Origin of the sequence: Bacillus sp. SKDU12 (assembly GCF_010093085.1) — a bacterium.
Lineage (GTDB): Bacteria > Bacillota > Bacilli > Bacillales > Bacillaceae > Bacillus > Bacillus mexicanus.
Genome location: NZ_MSRC01000001.1, coordinates 14,763 through 41,199 on the forward strand (window position 1 = coordinate 14,763; position 26,437 = coordinate 41,199).

The window sequence follows — 26,437 nt, forward strand, 5'->3', positions numbered from 1 at the left end:
CCTTTTATTTTAGTTCAACAACCGTAACGCCTGATCCTCCCTCACCCGCTTCACCGAAACGGGAGCTCTTGACGCTGCGGTGGTTTTTCAGAAGTTCCTGGACGCCTTTTCTTAAAGCGCCGGTGCCTTTTCCGTGGATGATTGACACTCGTGGATAACCGGCTAACACTGCATCATCCAAATATTTTTCAACACGGCTGAGGGCATTTTCATAGCGTTCGCCGCGAAGATCAAGTTCAAGCGATACGTGATAATCCTTTCCCTTGACCGCCGTTATCATTTTTTCTTTTTTCGGTGCCGGAGCTGATTTGATAAACTCTAAATCTTTTTCTTTTACTTTCATTTTTAAAATGCCGATTTGGACATTCCATTCATTGCTCCCGGTTTTTTCAAGCAGTGTTCCTTTTTGCCCGAAGGTGAGTACCTTCACCTCATCACCAGGCTTGAAGTCGCGTTTTTGTGTTGTCGGTTTTTCCGGTTTTTTGGACTTTTCAAAAGCAGGAACAGCGCCTTCTAACCGTTTCTTCGCGTTGATCAGCTCGTGATCCTTGAAGGATTTGTGTTCTTCTTTTATGGAGCGCAATTCATGAATAATGTCTTCGGCTTCTTTGGTTGCTGCTTTTACTTTTTCAGCCGCCTGCTGTTCAGCGTCCTCGAGCATTTTGTCTTTTTTGCTATTGAGCTCGATGATTTGCTGCTGCAGCTCTTTATGCAGCTTTTCTGCTTCTTTTCGGATTGACTCTGTCTCCGAAAGTTCTTCTTCCGCACGTTTTTTGCTTTGTTCAAGCGACGCAATCATCGTATCAACTTCGTTATGTTCAGCTGTCATTTCTGACTTCGCCTGCCCGATGATATGGTCTGGGAGCCCAAGGCGTTTTGAAATTTCGAAGGCGTTGCTTCGTCCCGGAACGCCAATTAAAAGTTTATAGGTCGGTGACAGCGTTTCGATGTCGAATTCAACACTGGCATTCATCACACCATCTCTGTTATAGCCGTACGCCTTCAGTTCCGGATAATGGGTCGTGGCTAGTACTCTCGCATTAGTGCGATGCACATCATCCAAGATGCTCATAGCGAGGGCCGCTCCTTCTTGCGGGTCTGTCCCTGCGCCAAGCTCATCGAAAAGAACGAGGCTGTTTTCATTAACTTCTGCTAAAATGCCGACAATGTTCACCATATGGGATGAGAACGTACTCAAGCTTTGCTCAATCGACTGTTCATCGCCGATATCGGCGAATACATGCTCAAACACCGCAGCTTCAGACTCTTCCTCTGCCGGAATATGAAGGCCTGATTGCGCCATCAAGGTTAACAGTCCTAATGTTTTAAGGGTGACTGTTTTCCCCCCGGTGTTCGGCCCTGTAATGACGATAGTTGAAAAATCGCCGCCAAGCTCGATATCATTGGCAACCACCTGATCAGGCGGCAGCAGTGGATGGCGGGCTTTTTTCAAGCGGACAAAGCCGTTGTCGTTCATGATCGGCTTTGTCGCTTTGACCGCTTTTGCGTATCTGGCTTTTGCAAAAATAAAGTCAAGCGTCTGCAGCACGTGCAAATCTTGAAAGATCTCTTCTGTGTGCTCTGCCGTTTTCTCTGTCAGCATGCGCAAAATCCGTTCAATTTCTTGCTTTTCTTTCACTTTCGCCTGCTGAAGCGAGTTGTTCATGTCGACAATTGCCTGCGGTTCTATGAACAGCGTCGCGCCTGATGAAGAAGTGTCGTGCACAATTCCTCCATAGCTTGATCTGTACTCTTGTTTGACCGGAATCACAAAGCGGTCATTCCGAATCGTAACGATCGTATCAGACAGCATTTTTGAAGCGGAGGAGGAGCGCAGCATTGACTCTAACCTGTCTCTGATTCTCGATTCAAGTGTTCTGAGCTGTGTACGGATTCCTTTTAACGTTTCCGACGCATGATCAAGCACTTCTCCATGATCATCGATGCAGAAATTAATATCCCGCTCTAAATCGGTCAGCGTGATAAGCTGTTCCGAACGCTGATGAATCAGCGGAATGTCGACGCCGTCTTCAGCCATTTGGCTGATAAAATGTTTCATTTGTTTCACTGCATAAAGCAGTCCTGAGATTTCAGTGAATTCTGAGGGACTGAGAACACTGCCGATTTCCGCCCGTCTTAACGCTCCTCTAACATCAGTAAGACCGCCAAATGGCGCCTGGCCTCTCAGCCGGATAATAGCAGAAGCTTCGTCTACTTCATCCAGCTGTTTTTTAATTTCATCTAAAGAAGCAGAAGGCTTAAGCTCAAGGAGCATCTCTTTTCCGAGCGATGAGGCGGCATGCTCAATAACCTGTTCTTTCACTTTATGAAATTCAAGAGCTGATAATACTTTTTGCTGCACGATTGTGTGAGCCTCCTTACTTAATCGTTGCGCTTCAGGAATGCCTGTACGTCTTCAAGTGACCGGGCATTCAGAACGTTTTTTGTTTCCGTCCAGCCTTTGCGCGCGGCAGTAACGCCGGTTTTCATATCGTCTAACATCTCAATATTATGGGCATCGGTATTGATCACCAATGTAACCCCTTGTTCGTTTGCTTTTATTACATGTTCTGTGCGCAGATCGAGACGCGCAGGGTTGGCGTTGAGTTCAAGCGCCGTATTTGTTTTCTTCGCAAGCTCAATCAGCTGATCAATGTTAATTTCGTAACCGGCCCGTCTGCCGATCAGGCGTCCGGTCGGATGGGCGATAATGTCAACATGTTTATTGGTCAGGGCTGTCTCAAGCCGTTTCATGATGACGTGTTCCGGCTGATTAAAACTGGAATGAATTGATGCAATGACGATATCCATTTCTGCCAGCATGTCATCATCATAATCAAGTGTGCCATCAGGCAGGATATCCATCTCGACACCTTTCAAGATTCGGAAATTCGAGAATTCCGCATTCAGCGCGTCTATTTCTTTTGCCTGCTGCTTAAGCCTTTCAGCAGTCAGCCCGTTGGCGACCTTTAAATATTGCGAGTGATCGGTGATCGCCATATATTGATAGCCTTTATTCATGCAGGCTTCAGCCATCTCTCTGATGGAAAATGCGCCATCGCTCCACGTTGAGTGCATGTGGAGATCTCCTTTGATTTGCTCTGGCTCTATCAGGTCAATGCTGTCGCTGTAGGTATCCACTTCTTGCCCGCTTTCGCGGAGCTCCGGCGGAATCAGCGGCAGTCCGAAATGCGCATAAAATTCTCGTTCACTCGGGAATGTTTTAATATCCCCGGTTTCAACTGTCTCGACGCCATATTCACTGATCCGCTCACCGCGTTCTTTGGCGATTTGCCTCATCTTAATGTTGTGATCCTTTGACCCCGTAAAATGGTGAAGCGTTGTCGGGAACTGCTCTTCCGTCACAAGACGGAAATCAACGCTCGTTTCATATTCAAAGGAAAAGATGACAGACACCTTTGTATCTCCGCTCGCGATCACGCTTTTGATATTTGGCAGCGCGAGAAGCTGCTCTCTTACTTCATTCGGATGATCTGTGGCAATGATATAATCCAAATCCTTTACTGTTTCACGCGCTCTGCGGAGACTGCCTGCGCGAGAAAATTTGATGACATCCGTCAATTGAGAAAGGTGCTCTTCAATGTCCCGGGCAACCCGGAGGGCATAGCCGATCGGGAAACGGTCAGGCTGTTTTCCAGCTTCTCCGAGCGCCTGTAATATTTTTTCTTCGGATTTTTTGCCAAAGCCCGCCAGACCTTGCACCTTTTGCTGTTCGCAGGCTTCCTTTAAGGATTCTGCATCATGTACGCCAAGCTCTTTATATAGCTTTGCAATTTTTTTGCCGCCCAGCCCCGGCAGCTTCAATAAAGGCACGAGCCCTTCCGGCACTTCTTTTTGCAGTGATTCAAGCGTGCTTGACTTTCCTTCATCTATATATTCTTTAATCACGCTGTACGTCCCTTTTCCAATGCCGGACAGCGACATCATATCGTCCATTTCTGATAAACTGCGGTCGTCCTGTTCCAGAGCTGCCGCTGCTTTTCGAAAGGCTGATATTTTAAACGGGTTGTCCCCTTTGAGTTCCATGTAGACTGCAATGGTTTCAAGCAGCCGGATAATATCTTTTTTATGCATACAATAACCCCCAGACGTTCACATATGTTTCCATCATACTCGAAAAAAACTTCTCCGGACAAGAGAAGTTTTTTTATGCCCCGTACTGTGTCCACAGCTCTTCTAAAAGCCCTGACAAATACGGTGTATGGTTAATGATCAGATTGGCGAGAGATGATTCGCTCATCATTTGCTGTAAAGCATCTACCGGAAGCACGGATCCGACATATAACAGCACAAATGTAAACAAATAGACTTCCAGAAAACCGAGAACCGCACCCAGCAACTGGTTGATTTGTTTAATCACCGGAATGCTGGTTACCATACTCAGGAATGAGCCGATGATTCTCAGTAAGATTTTAGCGATGATAAATAAAACGATGAACGCAATCGCATTATAGTAAGCCGTTTCTAAATTTCCCGTAAAAAAAGAAAGCGCCGGCTGTCCCCCCGAAAAGTCAGGAGCGGGAATCCACTTTAAATGCGGCGCCACATTTTTATAAAATAAAGCCGCAAAAGCGATCGATAAAATAAAGCTCGTCAAGCGGATAAACTGCAGGATAAAACCGCGTTTCAACCCCAGTAAAGTCCCCATCAGGAGCAAGATGATGATGATGATATCTAGCATAGTTGTTCAATCCTTTTTTTTAAGCTGACGCTCCAGTTTTTCACATTTCTCTTGTAATTTGACATAATCGTGCACCACATTTACAGCTGTCAGCACTGCAAGTTTATTTATATCAAGGTATGGGTTTTTTTCATTAATTTCTCTCATTTTATCATCAACAATTCCGGCGACATACCTCATATGGGCTTTGCTTTCTTCACCAATTATCGTGAAGTGCTGGCCGTAAATGTCAACGGTTGTTTTTGTTTTTTTGCCGTCAGACAACGTTTCTCCTCCATTCAACGAGAATCCTAGTTCTTATCATAACACGTTTATTAAATGAATGGAAAGACGAGCCTCCCGCTGTTATGATACACTGGTATATACAGTGAAAAGTGTAAAAAAAGGAGATTATTACGTGTCCCATTCTGTGATAAAAGTATCGTTGTCTGCTATCGACAAAATGAAAACGGCGTACAGCGGTTCGCTTACTGCCTCTGTTCCGCAGGGAGCCATTTTTCAGGCGAAACCGCCGGGCTGTACCATTACAGCATATCAATCAGGCAAGGTCTTATTTCAAGGCAAAAACGCAGCGGTAGAATCCGCGCGCTGGGGAACAGCAGTGCCTCAAGAAAAGAAGAAAACGGCCAAAAAGCCGGCTGATCCCCGCTATGCCCCTCCGGCAGATATCGCCGGAATGTCTGTTATCGGCTCTGATGAGGTTGGAACCGGGGATTACTTTGGCCCGATGACGGTTGTATGCGCATACGTTGACAAAACCATGCTGCCTTTAATGAAGGAACTCGGTGTGAAGGATTCTAAGGATCTAAAAGACCCGCAAATTATTGAAATCGCCCGGAACCTGATTAAAACCATTCCGTACAGCCTGCTTGTGCTAACGAATGAGAAGTACAACAGCATGCAGGAAAAAGGTATGAGTCAAGGAAAAATGAAAGCCTTGCTGCACAATCAAGCTATCACCCATTTGTTAAGAAAAATGGATGGGATAAAACCTGAAGCCATTTTGATTGACCAATTTGCTGAGCCCGGCGTCTACTTCAATCATTTAAGGGGCAGAGACATTGTGAAGGAGCGGACTTATTTCAGCACAAAGGCTGAGGGCATTCACCTGTCAGTTGCTGCTGCTTCCATCATTGCAAGGTATTCGTTTTTAATGGAAATGGATAAACTGTCGCGCGAGGCAGGCATGACACTTCCAAAGGGTGCCGGCCCGCACGTGGATGAAGCGGCTGCCAAGCTGATCCTTAAAGAAGGAGCATCCGCGCTCAGAAGCTTTACAAAACTTCATTTTGCCAATACGCAGAAAGCGCTGCGCCTTGCTGATAAAAAACGTTCATAGAAAAAAGCTTGCAGATTTCTCTGCAAGCTTTTTTATTAACCTCTCAAAACAGCTTGATATGTGTCTTCTAGCGCTTTTAGCACTTTGCTGTGTGCCTTTGTCACTTCTTCTTCAGTCAGTGTTTGTTCAGGGTTTACATATTGAAGTGAGAAAGCGACTGACTTTTTGCCTTCCTCCATATGCTCACCTTCGTAAACGTCAAAGACAGATACTTCTTTCAGAAGCTTGCCGCCAGCCTCTTTAATGACACTCTCGAGCTGGCCGCTTGTGACGGATTTATCAGTTACAAGCGCGATATCACGTGTCACAGACGGATATTTTGGAATCGCCGTGTAAACGAGCGGTGCTGTGTCCGCTGTGAGCAATGCATGAAGGTCAAGCTCAAACACGTATGTCTCTTTTATATCGATTTCTTTTTCCACTGATGGATGAACTTGGCCGATAAAGCCGATAAGAGAACCATCCAATAGAATGTTCGCTGTTCTGCCCGGATGCAGCTGTTTGCGTTCAGACTGTACAAATTCAATGCTGTCGAGAACATTTAATTTATCTAAAAGCCCTTCCACAATCCCTTTAGCGATAAAGAAATCAACCGGTTTTTTCTCTCCCTGCCACAGCTGCTTGCGCCATAATCCCGTAATAGCTCCTGCTACACGTTCTGTTTCAACAGGTTTTGTGCCCTCTTCCTTCGTCAAGAATACGGAGCCGACTTCGTACAGTGCGACTGAGTCTGTCTGTCTCGCCAAGTTGTAAGAAATGGACTCAAGCAGATTTGGAACTAGGCTGTGTCTGAGAATACTTCTTTCTTCACTCATCGGAAGCGCAAGCACGGTATTAAGTGATTTTTCAATCGCAAACGCAGCCGCTTTCTTCTCGTTTGTCAATGAGTAAGTAATGGCTTGTGATAAGCCTGCACCTTCAAGGAAACGTCTGACTTTACGGCGTTTTGCCTGATATGGCGTTAAGCCGCCTGTTGTTCCCGCTGTCTCAGGAAGCGTAGATGGAATATTGTCGTAGCCGTACAGTCTTGCCGCTTCTTCTATTAAATCCTCTTCGATTGTAATGTCGCCGCGGCGTGACGGAACCGTCACAACGAGAAGGCCATTCGCTTCACCGACCGTAAAACCGAGACGCTTATAAATGCTGATGAGTTCTTCTTTGCTGATTGTCATGCCGAGAACGCTGCTCACTTTGTCAGCAGAAACGTGAATGTTATTTGCTTCGATTGTCAGATGATCTTCTTCAACTGTTCCAGTGAGCACTTCACCGCCGGCATACAGATGAATCAGCTGTGCCGCTCGTTCTGCTGCAAGACGTACACGTGCCGGATCAATGCCTTTTTCAAATCTAACACTTGATTCACTTCTCAAGCCAAGGTCTTTGGAAGCCTTGCGAACCGTCTGTCCGTTGAAGTACGCAGCCTCAAGCAAAATCGTTTTCGTATCTTCCTGAACCTCTGATTCTGCTCCTCCCATGACACCAGCAACAGCTTGCGCTTTCGTTCCGTTCGTAATGACAAGGTGATCGGCAGACAGCTTACGTTCTTGATCATCAAGGGTTGCGATCATTTCATTTTCAGACGCTTTTCTTACGACAACTTCTTTGGAGCCGAATCTGTCATAATCAAACGCGTGAAGCGGCTGGCCGTATTCCAGCAGAACAAAGTTTGTAATATCCACGACGTTGTTGTGCGGTCGAATGCCTGCGTTCATCAACTTCGTCTGCATCCAAAGCGGTGACGGAGCGATCGTGACATTTTTAATGATTTTTGCCGCATACAGCGGGTTTGCTTCCTGATCTTCAATTTTGACAGTGATGTAGTCAGACGCTTGTTCTGAAGCAGCCGGATAATCCGTTTTTGGAAGCTTTACCTCTGTGTCTAAAATTGCCGCAACCTCGTAAGCAACGCCAAGCATATTCATGGCATCGGCGCGGTTTGGCGTTAATCCAAGCTCAAGGATCGCATCGTCAAGCTGTAAAGCCGCTAATGCATCGCTTCCTGTTTCAGCATCATTCGGGAATACGAAAATGCCCTCCGCATACTCTTTCGCCACTAGCTTGCTTTCAATGCCAAGCTCCTGTAAAGAACAGATCATGCCGTTTGATTCTTCACCGCGAAGCTTAGCTTTTTTGATTTTGAAATTGCCCGGTAGCACCGCTCCGACTGTTGCAACTGCGACTTTTTGTCCTTTATCAACATTCGGCGCGCCGCAAATGATTTGTACAGGTGCTTCCGCTCCGATATCCACTAGGCACTTATTCAGCTTATCAGCATTCGGGTGCTGCTCGCGCTCCACTACGTGGCCGATGACAACGCCTTTGATGCCTTCTCCTTTGTATTCAATTCCTTCAACCTCAATGCCCGCTCTTGTAATTTTCTCAGCGAGAACAGCCGGTTCCATGCCTTTTATGTCAACATAATCCTCTAACCATTTATAAGAAACAAACATCCTAGCATCCTCCTCTTACGCCTGTTTAAACTGCGAAATAAATCTGACATCGTTTGTATAGAAGTGGCGGATATCATCAATGCCATATTTCAGCATTGCGATACGCTCAACACCCATTCCAAATGCGAAACCTTGATATTCCTTCGGATCAAAGCCAGCCATTTCAAGTACGTTCGGGTGAACCATGCCGGCGCCGAGGATTTCAATCCAGCCTGTTCCTTTACATACTGAGCAGCCGTTTCCTCCGCATTTAAAGCATGTTACATCCACTTCTACTGAAGGTTCAGTAAACGGGAAGAAGCTTGGACGAAGTCTGATTTCGCGGTCTTGTCCGAACATTTTTTTCGCAACAAGTTCAAGCGTTCCTTTCAAATCACTCATGCTGATGTTTTTGTCAACGACAAGTCCTTCAATTTGCATAAATTGGTGAGAGTGCGTCGCATCATCGTTATCGCGGCGGTATACTTTACCCGGGCAAATGATTTTAACCGGTCCTTTGCCTTCGTGCTTTTCCATCGTCCGTGTTTGCACAGGGGAGGTTTGCGTTCTCATCAAAGTTTCCTCTGTGATGTAAAAGCTGTCCTGCATATCGCGTGCAGGGTGTTCTTTCGGCAGGTTGAGGGATTCAAAGTTGTAGTAATCCGTTTCTACCTCAGGCCCTTCCTCGACTGTGTAGCCCATACCGATAAATAAATCTTCAATTTCTTCAATGACAACAGTGAGCGGATGGCGGCTGCCGACTGCGACAGGGTTCCCCGGCAGCGTGACGTCGATTGTCTGTCCCGCAAGCTTTTGCTTCATTTCCTCTTCCTCAAGCTTTTCGTTTTTGACAGCAATCGCATTGGCGATACGCTCTCTTACTTCGTTCGCGAGCGCGCCCATTTTTGGACGCTCTTCAGCAGAAAGCTTGCCCATACCGCGCAGCACTTCTGTAATCGGCCCTTTTTTGCCGAGATATTGCACCCGAATATCATTGACAACCTTCAATGAGCTTGCCGCTTCTACTTGTTCTAAAGCTTCTTGTTCCAGCTGTTTTAGCTTTTCTTCCATTTTGCATCCTCCTTTTATGTAAACAAACCGTCATATGTCTTTGGAAAACAAAAAAACCCGCCCCTTGTACAAGGGACGAGTTGTGGCCGCGGTACCACCCTTATTTCAGACAGACTAATGCTGTCGTCAGCTTCATTGACATAACGGAATCAGATTCCGGTTCACCTTTACGCGCAATGCAGCGCGGTCCCGGTGACAACTCAAGAGGTGAAGACAACTTCCGGCTGCGTTAAAAATGCTCTCAGTCAGCGGCATTTTCTCCCTGGAAAGCAGTTGATCAGAAATTGAGGTCCTCTGTCACGGTTTTTCAAATATTATGTTCTATTATAGTGAAATCGAGCGCTTGACGCAACACTATCCTCGCAAGTGGTACATGAGGACGGCAGCTGCAATCGCAACGTTCAGTGATTCAGCCTGTCCGTAAAGCGGCACGTACAGGTTCAAATCTGTTTTTTCTAACAAGGCAGCATTCATCCCTGCCCCTTCATTACCTACAATAAGCGCAAAGGATTCAGCCTGAGGCAAATCTCGGTAAGGCGCTCCGGTTTGCAGCGCAGTGCCATACACTTTTACGCCCCCTGCCTTCAATTCGTCTACATATGTATGCAAGTTTCTTCTTACTACAGAAATATGAAAGTGAGAACCTTGCGCAGATCGCAGCGTTTTTCCGTTAAAAGCGTCGGTTGTGCCGTCACCGAGCACAACCGCATCTAAACCTGCTGCATCCGCCGTCCGTATCATTGTGCCGAGGTTTCCCGGATCTTGAACAGCGTCAATCAGCAGCACCCGCCGAGGTGACGTCAGTTTTTCCTCAGGCATACGGCACACAGCGGCAATCTGCTGCGGCGTTTCGGTTTCAGTAACAGCTGAAAACGCATCTTCACTCAGCACGTAGCACTGGATGCTCACATCAAGATCTGCCGGGATTTTCATTTCATCCTTTACAAGGATTTCTTTTACTATGCCCGGGCTCTTGAGCGCCTCTTCAACAAGGTGTTCTCCCTCTATCAGAAATGTATTCGTTTTAGCTCGTTCTTTTTTCGTGTGAAGCTTTTTCCAATCTTTCACTTTTTGGTTTTTTGCCGATTCTATTTGTTTCACTGTCTGTGTGGCTCTCCTTTTTTTAACATGCTGTTATTATATCGCAAGAACAGCACATAATAAACCAGGTACAGGGTTAGAATATACGTATTACATTTTAGGAAAAGGAGCTTTTTACATGGATCTTAATTTACGTCATGCCGTCATTGCCAATGTTACCGGCAATAATCAGGATCAGCTTGAACATACCATTGCGGACGCGATTCAAAGCGGTGAAGAAAAAATGCTTCCGGGACTCGGGGTTTTATTCGAAGTCATTTGGCAGCACGCGTCCGATAGTGAGAAAAACGAAATGCTAAAAACGCTTGAAGGCGGATTAAAACCTGTCCAATAAGGCATGAAACCGGGTGACAGCGCCCGGTTTTTTTCTTATATAATAAAAGCATGACGAGGGGGGATCGCCATGTTTTTACAGCCGATATTAGCGAAAAAAATCATTGCTGAAGTCAAAAAAATGTATGAACGTGAAATTATTATTGTAAATACAAACGGCCTTATTATGGCAAGCACAAATGATGAGAGGGTCGGACAATTTCATGAAGGAGCGCTCATCTGCGCAAAAGAGAAACGCAACGTCATTATTTCAAAAGAAGATGAAAAGAGACTAAAGGGAGTAAAGGCAGGCCTGAACCTGCCTGTATTTTTTGACCGTGATGTAATCGCCGTCTTCGGGCTGACAGGTGAGCCTGCTGAGATCCAGCCTTACGGGGAGCTGCTTCGAAAAATGACAGAGCTGTTCATTAAAGAATCATGGCACTTAGAGCAGTCTCAATGGCGTGAGAGAATGCTGGAGTCCTTTATGATCGATTGGCTGCAATTAAAAGAATGGTCTCTCGGGTTTCTTGAGAAAGCCCAGCTGCTTGGCGTTGACCTTTCCTCCACACGCCAAATGATTCTGATTCAAGGTGATGGGTGGTCATCTTATGATATTGAGCAAATGACACATATATGGAAATCCGCATACCCTTCGGATTTATTGATCAGGTGGGGAAATGAACGGATTCTCATTAATCACGAAGTGCCAAAACATGAACAAAGGGATCGGCTTTTACGAGAGGTCCTTCGCATTTGTTCATTTGCTCATCCCGCAAACAGACGATTTGCTGCTGGCGCCGGGAGGGCTGTCGCAAGCTCCAGCCTGGCAGACTCCTACGAGCAAGCGGAAAAAGCGCTGGCTGTCAGCCTAAAGCGAAAAACACCCATATTTGAGGAGGATTTGAAGCTTGATATGTGCCTGGAGGAGATCAGCCCGGCAACCCGAAATGAATTTTCCAAAAGAGTATTTCGTGAGGCGCTTCAGCAGCATGAGCTTATGAATACGATACGTACGTTCTTTCATCTTGATTTGTCTTTGAAACAAACAGCAGAAGATATGCATATTCACATCAATACCTTGCGTTATCGCTTATCAAAGGCTGAAGAGCTGACAGGATTGCGTTTTAACCGTACAGAGGATATGGCCGCGATGTATGTTGCACTCTATTTTTTAGATCAAGATACAAAATAGAGAGATTTTCAGCTTCATTTTTTATATGTTTCTCCATAGAAGGCTTTGCTTTTTTTCTTTTACAATAGATTGAAAGCGATTTTTAACAAGGGGATGGGGGAAATGATCACAAAAGATATAAAAGAACAGCTGATCCAAATCGTCGGTCCGGAAAATTTTGATGACTCGAATGCCGGCCGTCTCGTCTATTCATATGATGCAACGCCGCAGTTTCAGTCAATGCCTGATGCCGTCATTGCGCCGAAGAATACTGATGATATATCGCGAATATTAGCGATTTGCTGCGAACATCAAGTTCCGATCGTTCCAAGAGGATCAGGGACAAACCTGTGCGGCGGCACATGCCCGACCGAGGGAGGACTTGTGCTGCTCTTTAAGCATATGAACCGGATTCTAGAGATTGATGAAGAAAATTTGACCGCCACCGTCCAGCCGGGCGTCATTACGCTGGACCTGATTCGTGCAGTTGAGAGAAAAGGTTTATTTTATCCGCCTGATCCGAGTTCTATGAAAATATCAACAATGGGCGGAAATATCAATGAAAATTCCGGCGGACTCCGCGGATTAAAATACGGCGTCACCCGCGACTATGTCATCGGACTGGAGGTTGCGCTCGCAAATGGAGACATCATCCGCACCGGCGGAAAGCTTGCAAAAGATGTGGCCGGATACGACCTCACACGCCTTTTTGTCGGCTCAGAAGGAACTCTCGGCATCGTGACAGAGGCCATCGTCAAACTGGTCCCAAAGCCGGAAACAAAGAAGACGTTGCTTGCCCTTTATGAAAATATCGATGCCGCTGCTCAAACGGTATCAGACATCATTGCCGCTAAAATCATACCCGCCACGCTTGAATTTCTTGATCAGCCTACACTTTTGGTCATTGAGGATTATGCCAAAATCGGCCTTCCGACAAACGCAAAGGCGGTTCTGTTAATTGAACAGGACGGAGCGCTTGAAACCGTAGCCCAAGATATAGAAAGGATTGAGGCGATTTGCAAAAAAGGCGCCGCCGTCTCCGTTCAGACCGCACAAACGGAGGAGGAAGCGTTTGCCCTGACTGAAGCCCGGCGTTCTGCACTTTCTGCTCTTGCCCGCCTTAAGCCAACGACCATTTTAGAGGATGCAACCGTTCCTCGCTCAGAAATCGCCAATATGGTAAAAGCCATTAATGAAATTGCTTCTAAATACGATATTTCCATCTGCACCTTCGGCCACGCGGGAGACGGAAACCTTCACCCGACATGCACGACAGACATTAGAAATAAAGATGAGATGGAGCGTGTCGAACAGGCTTTTGCCGAGATTTTTGAGAAAGCGATTGAACTTGGCGGCACGATAACCGGAGAACACGGGGTCGGAGCTATGAAAGCGCCCTACTTGGAAATGAAGCTGAAAAAAGAAGGCATTGCCGCAATGAAGGCGTTGAAAGCGGCATTTGATCCTCAGAACATATTAAATCCGGGCAAAGTGTTTGCAAAAGATGACCGAAAACGTGTGGTGACGAAAAGATGACAACAAATAAAGAAATGAAACAGATCCAAGATGAGTTTAAAGAGCGCATGGATGAAGGCGAGCTGTTAAATTGTATGCGCTGCGGCTTCTGCCTTCCTTCCTGTCCGACTTATATCGAATCGGGTTTTCAGGAATCTCACTCTCCGCGCGGCCGCATCGCCTTAATGAAAGCTGTAGCCGACGGTCAGATTGAACCGGATGAAGATGTTGAACGTTCGCTGTCACTTTGCCTCGGCTGTCGCGCCTGTGAACCTGTATGCCCGTCAGGCGTGAAATACGGACAGCTGCTTGAGGAAGCGAGAGATATAATCCACCAAAATAAAAAACACTCGCTCGGTGCACGTGTCATGCGAAAAACAGCTTTTCACGAGCTGTTTCCGCACCAAAACCGCATGCGCTCTGCTGTAAGCCTTATCGGTTTGTATCAGCGCTCAGGATTGCAAACCGCTGTACGTAAAACCGGTATGCTTCGCGTTCTGCCAGAGCATTTGCGAACGATGGAAGCTGTTCTTCCCGATGTTCCTAAAAATAAAGATATGAAGCATCGGCCGCGTTTGCTTCCTTCCATTGGCCGCAGAAAAAAACGGGTCGCCTTTTTTTCAGGCTGCTTAATGGATACCATGTTTTTACCGACCAACAATGCGACATTGAAGCTTTTGCAGCTGGCAGGCTGTGACATTGTCATCCCGCCTGAACAGACTTGCTGCGGTGCCCTGCATGGGCATAGCGGTGAAAAAAACGCGGGCAAAGCGCTCGCAAAACAAAATATCGCTGCTTTTGAGGCATTAGACGTGGATGCCGTCATTACAAACGCAGGGGGATGCGGAGCCTTTCTCATTGAATATGACCATTTGCTGAAGGATGAACCCGAGTGGTCGGAACGCGCCGCCGCTTTCGTTCAAAAGCTGAAGGATTTTTCTTCTGTTTTGGTCGAACTCGATTTCCACCAAATAGGATTAACGCTTGAGACGCCTCAGGTCGTTACCTATCAAGATTCATGCCATCTAAGAAATGTGATGCATACTTCGATCGAGCCTCGACAGCTTCTTCAGAGCATCGATGGGGCTGAATTCATAGAAATGGAGAAAGCAGACAGCTGCTGCGGATCAGCGGGAATTTATAACATTGTAGAAGCTGACATGTCTATGAAAATATTGGATCGTAAAATGGATGCCGTCAAAGCAACAGAAGCAATTGTCATTGTGACAGCTAATCCCGGCTGCCTGCTGCAGATGAAGCTCGGCATTGAACGGGAAGGTCTGGGCCATAAAGTAAAAGCCGTTCACATGGCTGATTTACTTCTCGAAGCGGCTGGACACATAACATCATAAGAATGCCCAAAACAGACTTTGTTTTGGGCTTGTTCGTTATTCTATCGGACTGCAAATTTCAATATAATGTCCATCTGGATCGGTGATATAGGCGACTGTCTGTCCCCACGGTTTCACTTTCGGTTCCCCAATAATCGTAACACCTTGTTCTCTCACGCTTTTGATGACCGCCTCTACATTTCCAGTGACAAAACCGATTTCAAATGTGTGCGAAGCTGATGTATCTTGAATATCGAGCGGTGTGATGTCTCTGGCGCTTTCTCGCGTATTAAGCGCCAAAATTGTAGAGCCTGTTTCAAATTCGACATATGTGCCGTGTTCAGCACGGATCGGCAGTCCTAAAATATCCCGATAAAAATGAATGGCCCGCTTGCTGTCTGATACGTAAAGAATCAAATATTTCATTGATAGATTCATTTCAAATCCTCCTTAAACATTATCAATAGCGCTTTACCCCGGGATAGATGCTTCCATTCTTAAGCTTGGATCTTTCCACATTTGCGCCCATTTTTTCACAGCCGCCACGATAATGATGAAGCCTAAAAGCAGCATAATGATGGATAGTACGCCATTCAATACACTGTATCCTGCCGCTTCGGGATTGAGATACACATTACGCACCATCCAATAGCCTGCATAATTGACAGTGACATATAAATAGGCAAGCGGGATAAGGCAGGTCAGAATGTAACGGCGTTTATCAGCGATTTTTAGCACGATCGTCGCTCCGATAATAAGTCCTACTGAAGCCATCAGCTGATTGGACACGCCAAACAGCGCCCATATGGAACCGATATCCCCCGAATACAGCAAATATCCCCACATCAAGCAGGCAAGCGCGCTGGCAAATACCGATCCCGGAATCCAGTCTGTTTTCTTCAGCGGTTTATATACCTCTCCGAAAAAATCCTGAATTAAATAACGGGCAACACGTGTCCCCGCATCAATCGCTGTTAAAATAAAGACAGCTTCAAACATAATGACAAATTGAAAAAAGTATGAGGCCAAATGGCTGAAAAGCGGAATCCCAATAAAAATGTACGTCATTCCCACTGCAAGCGTGACAGCTCCCCCTGTTCTTCCTTCTAAGTCCAGACCGATTTCCCTGCTCAATTCAGGCAAATGAACGACATTCATGCCGAGCGTATGGAAAACCTCAGGTGTGCTGTTAATCGCAAAATAATCTGCCGGCTGCAAGGCGGTCGCTGCAATCAGCGCCATGATACCGACAAGACATTCTACAAGCATCGCACCAAATGCAACCGGCTTCATATTACTCCATTTATTCAGCATTTTCGGTGTCGTGCCTGAACCGACAAAAGCATGAAACCCTGAGATCGCACCGCAGGCGATGGTGATCGAAATAAAAGGCCAGACAGGTCCTGCCAGCACCGGCCCGCCCCCTTTTACGAATTCTGTAAATGCAGGAAACGGAATGGACGGATTGACGACAAACACCCCTGCAATCAAAGCGATAAAAACACCGATTTTCATGAAGCTGCTTACATAATCACGCGGTGCAAGCAGCAGCCAAACGGGCAGCGCCGCTGCAAAAAACGCATAAACAGGAAGCGCGATCGCAAGCGTTTTCGTATCCAGGGTTAAAAAAGCTCCTAGCTCGGTCGTTTGCACCCATGGACCGATAAAGACGCCTGCCATTAAAAAAAGAAAGCCGATCGATGACGTGAGCTTTAAATTTCCAGTTTTCTTATAAAATAAGCCTATACCCATCGCAATCGGAATCGTAATCCCTACTGCAAATGTGCCCCATGGATTGCGTTCAAGCGCGTGCAGCACAACCATCGACAGCCCCGCCATTGTAATCGTGATAATAAACAGCATGGAAAGTCCCGTACAAAAGCCGGCAACAGGGCCGAGCTCATCCTTCGCCACTTCCGACAGCGACTTGCCGTTTTTTCGCATCGATGCAAACAGCACAACAATATCATGGACGGCTCCCCCTATCACCGCCCCGATTAACAGCCATAATAATCCCGGCAAATACCCAAATTGCGCCGCCAAAATTGGTCCGACCAGCGGCCCGGCCGCTGCAATTGCCGCAAAATGGTGGCCGAATGAAACCCATTTATTTGTAGGCACATAGTCTTTCCCATCCTCAAGCGCGTGAGCAGGCGTCGGCTTGTCATCATTCACTTTGAGCACCTTCACCATCATAAATGTTCCATATAAACGGTAGGCGATAGCCAAAATGCACATTGACGCTATCACAATTGTAACCGCATTCATTTCCTCCCAACCCCTTTGCTGTTTTCATAAATATATCACAATTTCATCTTGAAAAGCGGTCATTTCCCTATACAAAAAAGCCGGCTGTAACAGGCCGGCCTGAGGTAATAAAAAACATGCCGAAGAAAGGAGTCTCTGGCTTTGTTTCTATTATGACTGTTTTTTCAGACGGATCACATTCCAGGAAAGCGGTGAGAAATACGCGGTTAAGCCGTTTTCGCTGACAGACGATGTGCCGTTGGAATGCGGGAGGACATTTTTTCTGTTATGCTGGTTTGTCGCTTTGATATCCTTATGCTCGAGTACGATGTGCTCTGCGATTTGATAGGATTCAAAATCTCTGAGCGAAATCTCTGTCTCCATCTGCTCCTCAGCTTTGTTCACCGCAAAAATCGTGAGGGTTTCTTCCTCTTCGGAATACACAACAGCGGCATCGACATATGGCACATCCGTAAAATCAGTGCAGTCGTACTTCGGCGAAGAAATAAGCGGTTTCAGTGACTCACCTCTTCCGTAAACAGAAGCATGCATGTACGGATAGAAAATCGGCTGTCTCCAAGCTTCTCCTCCTTTTTCCGTCATGATCGGTGCGATGACATTTACAAGCTGTGCAAGACAAGCGATTTTCACTCGATCTGCGTGCTGCAGCATCGTAATGAGGAGAGAACCGACCAGTAAGGCATCTTCAAAATTATAAATATCCTCTAAAATCGGACGCGCAGTTATCCACGGCTCAACTTTTTTATCCGCTTCATTTGAGTGATACCAGACGTTCCATTCATCGAGAGAGAGATTGATGGTTTTCTTGCTGCGTGTTTTTGCTTTCACATAGTCACATGTGGCAGCGACCGATTTAATAAAATGATCTAGATCCATGGAACGGGCCAAATAGTTTGGCAGATTGTTATCCCGGTTTCCGTAATATGTGTGAAGGGAGATATAGTCGACATGCTCGTACGTATGCTCCAGCACCTTTGCTTCCCAATCGATAAAGGTCGGCATTCCGCTGTTTGAGCTGCCGCAGGCAACAAGTTCAATTGATGGGTCAACCCACTTCATGACCTTTGCTGTCTCCGCTGCAAGCCGCCCGTATTCGTCAGCAGTTTTGTGGCCGATCTGCCATGGGCCATCCATTTCGTTTCCTAAGCACCATGTTTTGATGCCATACGGCTGTTCATAGCCATGCGATCTTCTTAAGTCACTCCAATAAGAGCCCTTCGGGTGGTTGCAGTATTCAACGAGATTGCGGGCGGCGTCAATGCCTCTTGTGCCAAGGTTTACGGCCATGTTGACACTCGTGTTCACCTTTTTTGTCCAACTTAAAAACTCATTTGTCCCCACTTCATTCGTTTCTATCGTTTGCCATGCCAAGTCAAGCCGTCTCGGGCGGTTTTCGGCAGGTCCGACACCGTCCTCCCAATTGTATCCGGATAAAAAGTTCCCGCCTGGATAGCGGATAATCGGGACCTGCAACTCTTTGATCAGCGACTGGACATCCTTTCTAAACCCGTCTTCATCCGCTTGTGGGTGATCAGGCTCATATATGCCTTCATATACCGCACGTCCCATATGTTCGATAAACGAACCGTAAATCCGTTTGTCTACTTCACCGATTTTATATTCTTTATCTACAATCATTTGCGCTTTTTTCATTACACGTTTCCTCCCCTTTTTACCCTTTGACTCCACCTACTGTCAGTCCCGAGATAAAGTACTTTTGGAAAAACAAGAAAATGATAATGACCGGCAAAATCGCAAATACTGAGCCAGAGATAAGCATGTCATAGTTGTTGCCGTAAGGGCTCAACAAGCTGGACAGCCCAATTGGAAGTGTAAACATTTCTTTCGAACGAAGCACAATCAACGGCCACAAGAAGTTGTTCCAGCTGTTTAAGGACTGAAGGATAATCATCGCGCCGAAAGCCGGTTTCATCAGCGGCGCCATAATCCGGAAAAAAATGCCGAATTCCGTACAGCCGTCCATCCGTGCAGAGTCCAGCAAATCTTTTGGAAGACCGAGGGCATACTGCCTGAAAAAGAAAACGGCTACCGGTGAAACGATGAATGGCAGGATAACACCCGTATACGAATCGATTAAGTGCAATCCGACGGTCAGCTTAAACAACGGAAGCATCATTACTTCAAGCGGGACCATCATAATAATCAGCACAAAAACAAAGATGATATTTCTGCCTTTAAATTCGTAAACCGCAAGTCCGTACCCAATCATCGAAGACAAAAACAGAGTGAGCACGGTCGTGAAAATCCCAAGCACAAGACTGTTAAAAAACCATTTGAAATAAATACTGCCTCCACTAAACAGAAATGTGTAGTTATCTAAACTCATCACTTCGGGATCAATATCAACATTCAGTCCTACACGCAAAAGCTCAGAGGACGGCTTTAATGATCCTAAAAGCAAACAGAAAATTGGGAAAATATATAATAGACTCAGCATGATAAAAAACAAGGTAAGCGCGATTTTGTAAACGCTGTACTGAGGACAGTGCCGCAATATTTATCCCTCCCCCTTAAACGAGCCTGACAGCTTTAACGAAACCAGGCTGACAACAAGTATCACAATCAAAAGCATAATACCGATAGCCGCTCCGTATCCCATTTCGTTGTAGGCAAGTCCCTGCTGGTACAAATATCCAACAAGCGTCAAGCCGATATTACCCGGGGAATTATTTTGCCAAAGGACGTAGCTTTCCTCAAACATCCTGAATCCGCCGATGATGCTGATGGTTAGCACATAAACCGTTACAGGCTTGAGAAATGGCAGCGTAATGTTGCGGAATTTTTTCATCGTATTCGCGCCGTCGATATCGGCGGCTTCGTACAGCTCTTTCGGCACATTCTGCAAACCGGCCAAAAAGTAAAGGATGTTGATACCCATCCATCTCCACGAAGCAAGCAGCACCATTAAAAACATGCCGGTATGTTCATTGTTCATCCAGTTCTGAGGTGAAAAGCCGAGATTGAGTAAGATAGAATTGGCCAGCGACGTTTCCATTTCTCCGAAGATCAGCCGAAATATGATCCCCGCCACAATGGTAGAAGTCAGTGCCGGAATGAATAGGGCTGATTTGAATATATTTCTGAATTTGACCAGCCTTGAATTCAGGAATATGGCCAGAAGCAACGGGACTGGAATCAGCACAATCAGTGTCCAAAAGGTGTACTCCAATGTATTCCAAAGAGCGGTATAGAACGTCGGATTGTTTAGCGCATTGTAATTGGATAATCCGACAAACGTCACCTCTCCCGGCAATATTCTTTGAAAGCTCATTATGAAGACGTTAATGATGGGGTATAAAAAAAACACGAGAAAAGATAAAATGAATGGCGCTGTAAACAAATAGGGCGCCGCTTTTTTCGAATAAAATAGATCTCGCCAACCTGATTGTTTCGCAGCTGTGGGAACGGGATGAACCGTTCCCGTTTTCACAGGTTTCATGAGAACCTCCCCGCTTTCACTTTTCGAATGGGATTCTATTTCTGTTTCAATTCACCTTCTGCTCTGTCCAAGGCTTGCTTAGGCGTTTTTTGCTGAGATTTAAGTGCGTCGAACAATACGCTCCTGTTGACAAGGTCTGAAGCCTTGGCAAAATCCTCATGTAAATAAATTGGATTGATTTCATCCTTGATATCGAGAAGCATAGAAAAAATGCCTGTTCCGTTTTGGAAGTAATCCGTGTATTTGTTTTTCTCCTGCAATTCCTGAGAGCTCCAGACATCCCAGCGGAGCGGGTCAAACCCGAGTACGCTCCAAAGCTTTTTGTTTCCTTCTTTAGAGCCCTTCGCATAGGCCAAAAACTCTTTCGCTAACACAACATGCTTGGATTGCTTTGGCACAACAGTTGCCGTACCGCCCAAACCTGCCGAACGGTCGCCTCCCTCTTCCCACGCCGGAAGCGGCCGGATGGCAATCTTTCCTTTTAAATCAGGCATATAATCTAAAAATCTTCCCATATACCAAATCGGCATCAGAACCGACGCTGCTCCACCTTGGTTCATAAAGCCGTAATATTCTTCACTGTGATGCCCGCCGCCTGGTGCGGCAATCATCGTTTTATCACTCATCATGTCCTTTAAAAATTGAATTGTTTTTACATTGGTGTCATTATTGAGGATCAGCTTGCCGTTTTGATCAAAATAACCTGAGTTTTGCTGTGAAATCATGGATAAGAACGTTGCGGAATCATTGGTTTCCACCGTTCCCATCGGCTTTCCGGTCACTTTGCGCACTTTCTGCCCGGCTTTATGGTAATCATCCCATGTTTTGATATCATCAGGATTGACACCGGCTTTTTGCATCACATCCATGTTATAAAACATAACTGTCGTTCCTACATGCGTATCCAGCCCGTAAAGCTTGCCGTTTTTGCTGTACAAGGTAAGCCGCGCCTCAACGAATTTATCGCGGTCCTTTTCAATCAGCGGTGTCAAATCGGCAAGCGGTATGTCAGTGCCCTTCAAAAAATTTGAAAAACGCGCCAATTCGACATCGGCAATATCAGGAACACCTTCTCCCGCAATTAAGGAGATAGACAAATTATCGTGCATTTGTCCATATGGATAAACGACCGTATTCAGTTTAATTTTGCGATCAGGGTATTTTTTGTTCCATTCCTGCACCATTTCTGCATAAAACTGCTCATGAAGGCCGTTAAATGTCCAAAAGGTCAGCTCGGTTTCATCCGATTTCCCGGATGATTGTTCTGCCGAACACCCAGCAATGAATAATGTCAGCAGCAGCATAAGCACAAGAAAACAGGCAGTCATTTTTTTCATTTACGTTACCCCTTCCGTTCTAGGTGCGGGCTACTCGTATAGACCATGATTGATCAGTGTTTGATTTTCATTCATGATTTTTAATCCGGTGCAGCGGTCTCTTAAGGTGTGAGCGTTTCTGAAGGCATTCATGACGGAACTCTGTCCGACACCGATTTCATCAAAAGCCGCAGGACCCCCTGCTGATCTCAGCCAATCGGCCAGCACTTTTCCTTCCGGGAGCGTTTGATAAGCCGATTGAACGGCTTGCTGATGACGCGGAGATAATTCGTGCAGCCCATCATCCTGAGCGAGCTTTCTGTATGTGTCAGTTAATAAAGCAGCGGCACAGCCGACCTTTGCCCCATGAAGAATCTGCGGCCGTTTTTTCTCCATTAATTCCATCTCAATCCAATGGGAAATGTGATGCTCACCGCCAGATGCCGGACGGGAATGATTTAAAGCCAGCATAACAAGCCCTGATACGATTAAAGACTCCATCAAAACCCGTATGCCGGTTTCCGTTTTCTTCGCAATGTCTTCTATGTGTTCGATACAGGCGTCAAGCGCCTCCTGAACGATCTTAGCCCCTGTTGGCGAATAAGGCTCGCCGGCAAGATGGCGGGATATTTCCCAATCAGCTAAAGACGTGATTTTACCGAGCATGTCGCCAAACCCTGCCGCCACCATTGACTGGGGCGCCGCTTTTAATAAATTCACATCAGCGAAGAGAGCGACAGGGGCCTTTGTTTGAATGGTTGTTTTCTTACCATATAAAATAAGCGGCGCCCCTGCCGACGTAAATCCATCTACAGACGGAGCAGTCGGGTAAGAAATAAACGGCAAACCTCTCTGAAACGCTGTAAAGCGCACGATGTCATGAATCGTGCCCGAGCCGACTGCGATCATGACTTCCGTTGTTTTTTTCGTATGGAGCAGCACATGAATGAGCAATCGTTCATCAGCCGTCACATCTCCGGCTTCATTTTCCGGAATGAGCAGGCATTCGGCTTGAAATCCTTCTTGATTCAGGCGATTTTCCAGATCAATGCCTGCAATGCGGTGTGTATTCGAGTCACAGACGAGGACAATATGTTTATTGTTTTTTCGTTTTATATAATCCAAAAGCGAATCGGGTGCTTGTTTATCGATAACAATTTCTTCAACTTCGACAGGAAACGTCTTTTCCCCAGCATGATCAAAAGCACACTGAACGTCAGCTGCAATACGGTTCATAGCAAATTCCCCTCCTCAGCCCATTTGGTTACATCCTTAATAGACCTCAGCACATAATCCGGCGTGTATAAATGCTTGTCACCCAGTTTTGCAGAACCAGTAAGCACTAAGGCGCTTTTCATGCCATAAAGCTTCCCCATCGCAATGTCAGATTCAATGCTGTCTCCGATAATCATGCATTCATGTGCGGACAGCCCTATTGCCGTACAGGCGGCCTCTGCCATCAGCCATGACGGCTTTCCGACAACAAGCTCCGTCTTCGCTTGAGCGGAAGCCTCGATCGCCCCAATCATGCCAGCCACGTCAATGGCATTGCCGTTTTCGTTCGGAAAAGAGCGGTCTTTGTTCGTCGCAATCATACGAGCACCGCCGGCAGCCGCTTGAAAGGCTTGATTTAAATCTTCATACGTGAGCGTCTCATGAAGGGAGATCACGAGCCAATCCGCTCCCTTCGGTTTGTTCGCCTGCTGCACACCCGCCAGTCTCAGCTCGTCAACTAAACCCTGCTCTCCAAGCACCCACACCTTTGAAAAACGATAATGATTTCTCAGAAATGCCGCTGTCACGCTTGACGACAGAACAATGTTGTTTTCTTCCGCTTCAATCCCTGCGCCGAGCAGTTTTTTTCTGCACATGGCTCGGGAGATATTCCCCCGATTGCTTAAAAAGACGATTTTCTTCCCCATTCCCCGAAGTGTATCGATCGCTTCTCTTGCCCCTTCAATCAACTCATTTCCTCTGAATACAGTACCGTCCAAGTCAATTAGAATGCCGGCCGGTAACACAGCGGAATTATGACTGGCCATAATACGCATTCGCTCCGTGCTTTCGATAAAAATGCTTCTCATGAAGGACTGTATTAATTGGGTTTACATCCTTGTTCAGCATAATGGAGTGGTAGGCCATTTCGGCAACCGTTTCTAATACAACTGCGTTATGAATAGCATGTAAGGCGTCCGTCCCCCAGCAGAACGGGCCGTGATTGTTCACAAGCACGCCCGGCACCTGTTCGTAGTTATGCTGCTGAAAGGTTTCCGCTATGACTTTTCCTGTATTCAGCTCGTAGTCATGAATGATTTCTTCATCGTACATTTCTCTTGTGCATGGAATCGCACTGTCAAAATAATCAGCATGGGTCGTGCCTAAAGGGGGGATGTCTCTGCCCGATTGCGCCCAGCTTGTCGCCCATTGAGAATGGGTGTGGACAATCCCTCCGATGTTCGGAAAGGCTTGGTACAAATAAACATGTGTAGGTGTATCTGATGAAGGCTTGAGCGCGCCCTCGACAACCTCTCCTTTAAGGTTTAATACAACCAAATCATCGGCTGTCAGATCACTGTATTCGACACCGCTTGGTTTGATAACAATTCTTTCTTTTTCACGGTCAATTCCGCTGACATTTCCCCACGTAAAGGTTACCAGCTGATACGCTTGGAGCTTCAGATTGGCAGCCAGCACTTCTTTTTTTAATGTTTCAAGCATGCTCCATCCCCCTATATGAATTCTTTTTGGCGGCAGATGAGAATTGAAGATTTTTGATTGTTTTCAGACGCTTCATCACATGGTTTTCTTTTCCGAAGTAGTGAACAAGCTCCTTATATTCAGCGTACAATTTTTCATAAACCGCTGCATTTTCGGCGTTCGGCGTATAAGAGATATCTTTCAGTTTCCCCATGTATGCCGCTGCCGCTTTGATGTCATCGTATCCGCCTTTTTCTTTGCCTGCTGCGACCGCGCCGAAAATGGCAGATCCCAAGGCTGGGGCTTGAGGTGAACCAGAGATTTTAATATCCATGTTTGTCACATCCGCATAAATCTGCATGACAAACGGGTTTTTCTCAGCAATTCCGCCGGCTGCGTACAGCTCCCCAATCGGAACACCGCTTTCTTTGAACGTTTCGATAATCATTCGGGTTCCGTAAGCTGTCGCTTCAACTAACGCTCTATAAATCTCTTCAGGCTTCGTCAGCAGCGTCATACCAAGCAGCAGCCCTGTTAAATCAGCATCAACAAGCGTAGAACGGTTTCCATTCCACCAATCTAAAGCAAGCAAACCGCTTTCACCCGGCGCTTGAAGATGTGCCTTTGCACTCAGCAGCTCATGAACGCCAATGTTTTTTTCCTTTGCTTCCTCTTGATATGCTTGGGGGACACATGTTTTCACAAACCAGTCAAAATGATCACCCACACAGGACTGTCCGGCTTCATATCCCGCGTAGCCAGGAAGTATTCCATTGTCCACGACCCCGCACATACCGGGCACGATATGTTCCGCTTCTCCCAGAAGAACATGGCATGTTGAGGTTCCCATAATCATCAGCATTTTCCCCGGCTCTGTGATGCCGACCGCCGGCAGAGAAACATGAGCGTCAACATTGGCAACTGCCACAGCCGTACCCGGAAGCAGCCCTGTCAGCTTTGCCATTTTTTCAGTCAGTCCGCCGGCTTTTTCTCCTACTGAATGAATAGATCCTCCCAATTTATTATTTGTAATCGTTTTCATTAATGGGTTTAATTTTTCAAAGAAATCATCTGACGGATATCCTGCTTTTTCACTCCAAATTGCTTTATATCCTGCAGTACAGTTGCTTCGCTTGAGCGAACCGCACAGCTGGTATACGATCCAGTCTGCAGCCTCGATGATCCGGTCAGCTGCTTCATAAATGTGAGGCGCTTCTTCGGCAATCTGCATAACCTTCGGAATCATCCATTCTGATGAAATTTTCCCTCCATATCGCTGCAAAAAAGCTTCTCCTTCTTCTTCCGCGATTTGATTGAGCCTGTCAGCATGTTTTTGTGCCGCATGATGCTTCCAGAGCTTCACATAGCTGTGCGGCTCCTCTTCATATTCCGGCAGCATGCATAACGGCTGCCCTGTGCTGTCAACAGGCAGGATCGTACATGACGTAAAATCAATTCCGACCCCGATAATATCTTTCGGTTCAATCCTCGTCTGTTCGAGTAACGACGGAATCGTTGTTTCCAAGACTTCCAGATAATCAGCCGGATGCTGCAGTGCCCAGTCACGCGGCAGCTTTTGACCCGTTTTGGGCAGGACAGTATCAATGACAGCATGCCGGTATTCTTTTACAGCAACCGCCAGTTCCTCACCTGTCTTGACGTGGACAAGCACCGCTCTTCCTGATAACGTTCCAAAATCAATCCCTATTGTGTAAGCCAATT

Annotated in this window: 22 protein-coding genes and 1 pseudogene; 6 read left to right on the top strand and 17 right to left on the bottom strand. The window is 46.3% G+C overall.

What is annotated here, in order from left to right; translation table 11 throughout:
* Positions 1–4: 4 nt before the first annotated feature.
* The 4 genes from BTW01_RS00080 to zapA form a co-directional block, all read right to left on the bottom strand.
* Positions 5–2,362, bottom strand: coding sequence for an endonuclease MutS2 (locus BTW01_RS00080; protein WP_162101035.1), 2,358 nt, complete (start codon positions 2,360–2,362; stop codon positions 5–7).
* 20 nt (positions 2,363–2,382) lie between these two features.
* Entirely contained in the window at positions 2,383–4,095 is a 1,713-nt protein-coding gene (gene polX, locus BTW01_RS00085) for a DNA polymerase/3'-5' exonuclease PolX (protein ID WP_162101036.1), read from the bottom strand.
* Positions 4,096–4,168: 73 nt separating this feature from the next.
* Positions 4,169–4,702: a CvpA family protein gene (locus BTW01_RS00090; RefSeq protein WP_162101037.1), complete on the bottom strand. Its 534-nt coding sequence runs from the start codon at positions 4,700–4,702 to the stop codon at positions 4,169–4,171.
* Between the two features lie 6 nt (positions 4,703–4,708).
* Positions 4,709–4,966 carry a cell division protein ZapA gene (zapA, locus tag BTW01_RS00095; RefSeq protein ID WP_162101038.1) on the bottom strand — a complete coding sequence of 86 codons (258 nt, stop codon included), beginning with the start codon at positions 4,964–4,966 and terminating at the stop codon, positions 4,709–4,711.
* A 133-nt stretch (positions 4,967–5,099) separates the two neighbouring features.
* Here zapA and rnhC point away from each other — a divergent pair, with 133 nt between their 5' ends.
* Positions 5,100–6,041: a ribonuclease HIII gene (gene rnhC, locus BTW01_RS00100; RefSeq protein WP_162101039.1), complete on the top strand. Its 942-nt coding sequence runs from the start codon at positions 5,100–5,102 to the stop codon at positions 6,039–6,041.
* Between the two features lie 35 nt (positions 6,042–6,076).
* Here rnhC and pheT read toward each other — a convergent pair whose 3' ends face one another.
* Both pheT and pheS read right to left on the bottom strand, forming a co-directional pair.
* Entirely contained in the window at positions 6,077–8,491 is a 2,415-nt protein-coding gene (gene pheT / locus BTW01_RS00105) for a phenylalanine--tRNA ligase subunit beta (RefSeq protein ID WP_162101040.1), read from the bottom strand.
* Between the two features lie 15 nt (positions 8,492–8,506).
* Positions 8,507–9,541: a phenylalanine--tRNA ligase subunit alpha gene (pheS, locus tag BTW01_RS00110; protein WP_162101041.1), complete on the bottom strand. Its 1,035-nt coding sequence runs from the start codon at positions 9,539–9,541 to the stop codon at positions 8,507–8,509.
* Positions 9,542–9,621: 80 nt separating this feature from the next.
* Between pheS and BTW01_RS00115 the strand changes: the two are divergent.
* A pseudogene (locus tag BTW01_RS00115) lies at positions 9,622–9,829 on the top strand (hypothetical protein).
* A gap of 66 nt (positions 9,830–9,895) precedes the next feature.
* Here BTW01_RS00115 and BTW01_RS00120 read toward each other — a convergent pair.
* Complete coding sequence (locus BTW01_RS00120; RefSeq protein ID WP_162101042.1) at positions 9,896–10,642, bottom strand: TrmH family RNA methyltransferase; 747 nt, start codon at positions 10,640–10,642, stop codon at positions 9,896–9,898.
* Positions 10,643–10,760: 118 nt separating this feature from the next.
* Here BTW01_RS00120 and sspI point away from each other — a divergent pair, with 118 nt between their 5' ends.
* From sspI to BTW01_RS00140, 4 genes are all read left to right on the top strand, one after another.
* Entirely contained in the window at positions 10,761–10,976 is a 216-nt protein-coding gene (gene sspI, locus BTW01_RS00125; RefSeq protein ID WP_162101043.1) for a small acid-soluble spore protein SspI, read from the top strand.
* Positions 10,977–11,045: 69 nt separating this feature from the next.
* Positions 11,046–12,149, top strand: coding sequence for a CdaR family transcriptional regulator (locus tag BTW01_RS00130; RefSeq protein ID WP_162101044.1), 1,104 nt, complete (start codon positions 11,046–11,048; stop codon positions 12,147–12,149).
* 102 nt (positions 12,150–12,251) lie between these two features.
* A complete protein-coding gene (gene glcD, locus BTW01_RS00135) occupies positions 12,252–13,664 on the top strand; it encodes a glycolate oxidase subunit GlcD (RefSeq protein WP_162101045.1) in 1,413 nt (470 codons plus the stop codon).
* The gene (locus BTW01_RS00140; protein WP_162101046.1) at positions 13,661–14,995 is read left to right on the top strand and encodes a (Fe-S)-binding protein; all 1,335 of its coding nucleotides are present in this window, start codon (positions 13,661–13,663) and stop codon (positions 14,993–14,995) included. The genes glcD and BTW01_RS00140 overlap by 4 nt, the downstream gene beginning before the upstream one ends.
* Positions 14,996–15,031: 36 nt before the next feature.
* Here BTW01_RS00140 and BTW01_RS00145 read toward each other — a convergent pair whose 3' ends face one another.
* From BTW01_RS00145 to araB, 10 genes are all read right to left on the bottom strand, one after another.
* Positions 15,032–15,412, bottom strand: coding sequence for a VOC family protein (locus tag BTW01_RS00145; RefSeq protein ID WP_162101047.1), 381 nt, complete (start codon positions 15,410–15,412; stop codon positions 15,032–15,034).
* A 33-nt stretch (positions 15,413–15,445) separates the two neighbouring features.
* A complete protein-coding gene (gene cstA, locus BTW01_RS00150; protein WP_162101048.1) occupies positions 15,446–17,242 on the bottom strand; it encodes a carbon starvation protein CstA in 1,797 nt (598 codons plus the stop codon).
* Between the two features lie 150 nt (positions 17,243–17,392).
* Positions 17,393–18,895: an alpha-L-arabinofuranosidase AbfA gene (gene abfA, locus BTW01_RS00155; protein WP_162101049.1), complete on the bottom strand. Its 1,503-nt coding sequence runs from the start codon at positions 18,893–18,895 to the stop codon at positions 17,393–17,395.
* A gap of 19 nt (positions 18,896–18,914) precedes the next feature.
* Positions 18,915–19,760 (bottom strand): arabinose ABC transporter permease AraQ, encoded by an 846-nt coding sequence (gene araQ, locus BTW01_RS00160; RefSeq protein ID WP_162101209.1) that lies wholly within the window; start codon positions 19,758–19,760, stop codon positions 18,915–18,917.
* Entirely contained in the window at positions 19,761–20,702 is a 942-nt protein-coding gene (locus tag BTW01_RS00165; protein ID WP_162101050.1) for a carbohydrate ABC transporter permease, read from the bottom strand.
* Positions 20,703–20,737: 35 nt separating this feature from the next.
* Positions 20,738–22,039 carry an ABC transporter substrate-binding protein gene (locus BTW01_RS00170; RefSeq protein WP_162101051.1) on the bottom strand — a complete coding sequence of 434 codons (1,302 nt, stop codon included), beginning with the start codon at positions 22,037–22,039 and terminating at the stop codon, positions 20,738–20,740.
* A gap of 30 nt (positions 22,040–22,069) precedes the next feature.
* The gene (gene egsA / locus BTW01_RS00175) at positions 22,070–23,254 is read right to left on the bottom strand and encodes a sn-glycerol-1-phosphate dehydrogenase (protein WP_162101052.1); all 1,185 of its coding nucleotides are present in this window, start codon (positions 23,252–23,254) and stop codon (positions 22,070–22,072) included.
* Positions 23,251–24,069: an HAD-IIA family hydrolase gene (locus BTW01_RS00180; protein WP_162101210.1), complete on the bottom strand. Its 819-nt coding sequence runs from the start codon at positions 24,067–24,069 to the stop codon at positions 23,251–23,253. Before BTW01_RS00180 ends, egsA begins: the two co-directional genes overlap by 4 nt.
* Positions 24,047–24,736, bottom strand: a complete 690-nt coding sequence (araD, locus tag BTW01_RS00185; protein WP_162101053.1) for an L-ribulose-5-phosphate 4-epimerase — start codon at positions 24,734–24,736, stop codon at positions 24,047–24,049. The genes BTW01_RS00180 and araD overlap by 23 nt, the downstream gene beginning before the upstream one ends.
* Entirely contained in the window at positions 24,729–26,435 is a 1,707-nt protein-coding gene (araB, locus tag BTW01_RS00190; protein ID WP_162101054.1) for a ribulokinase, read from the bottom strand. The genes araD and araB overlap by 8 nt, the downstream gene beginning before the upstream one ends.
* Positions 26,436–26,437: the final 2 nt, after the last annotated feature.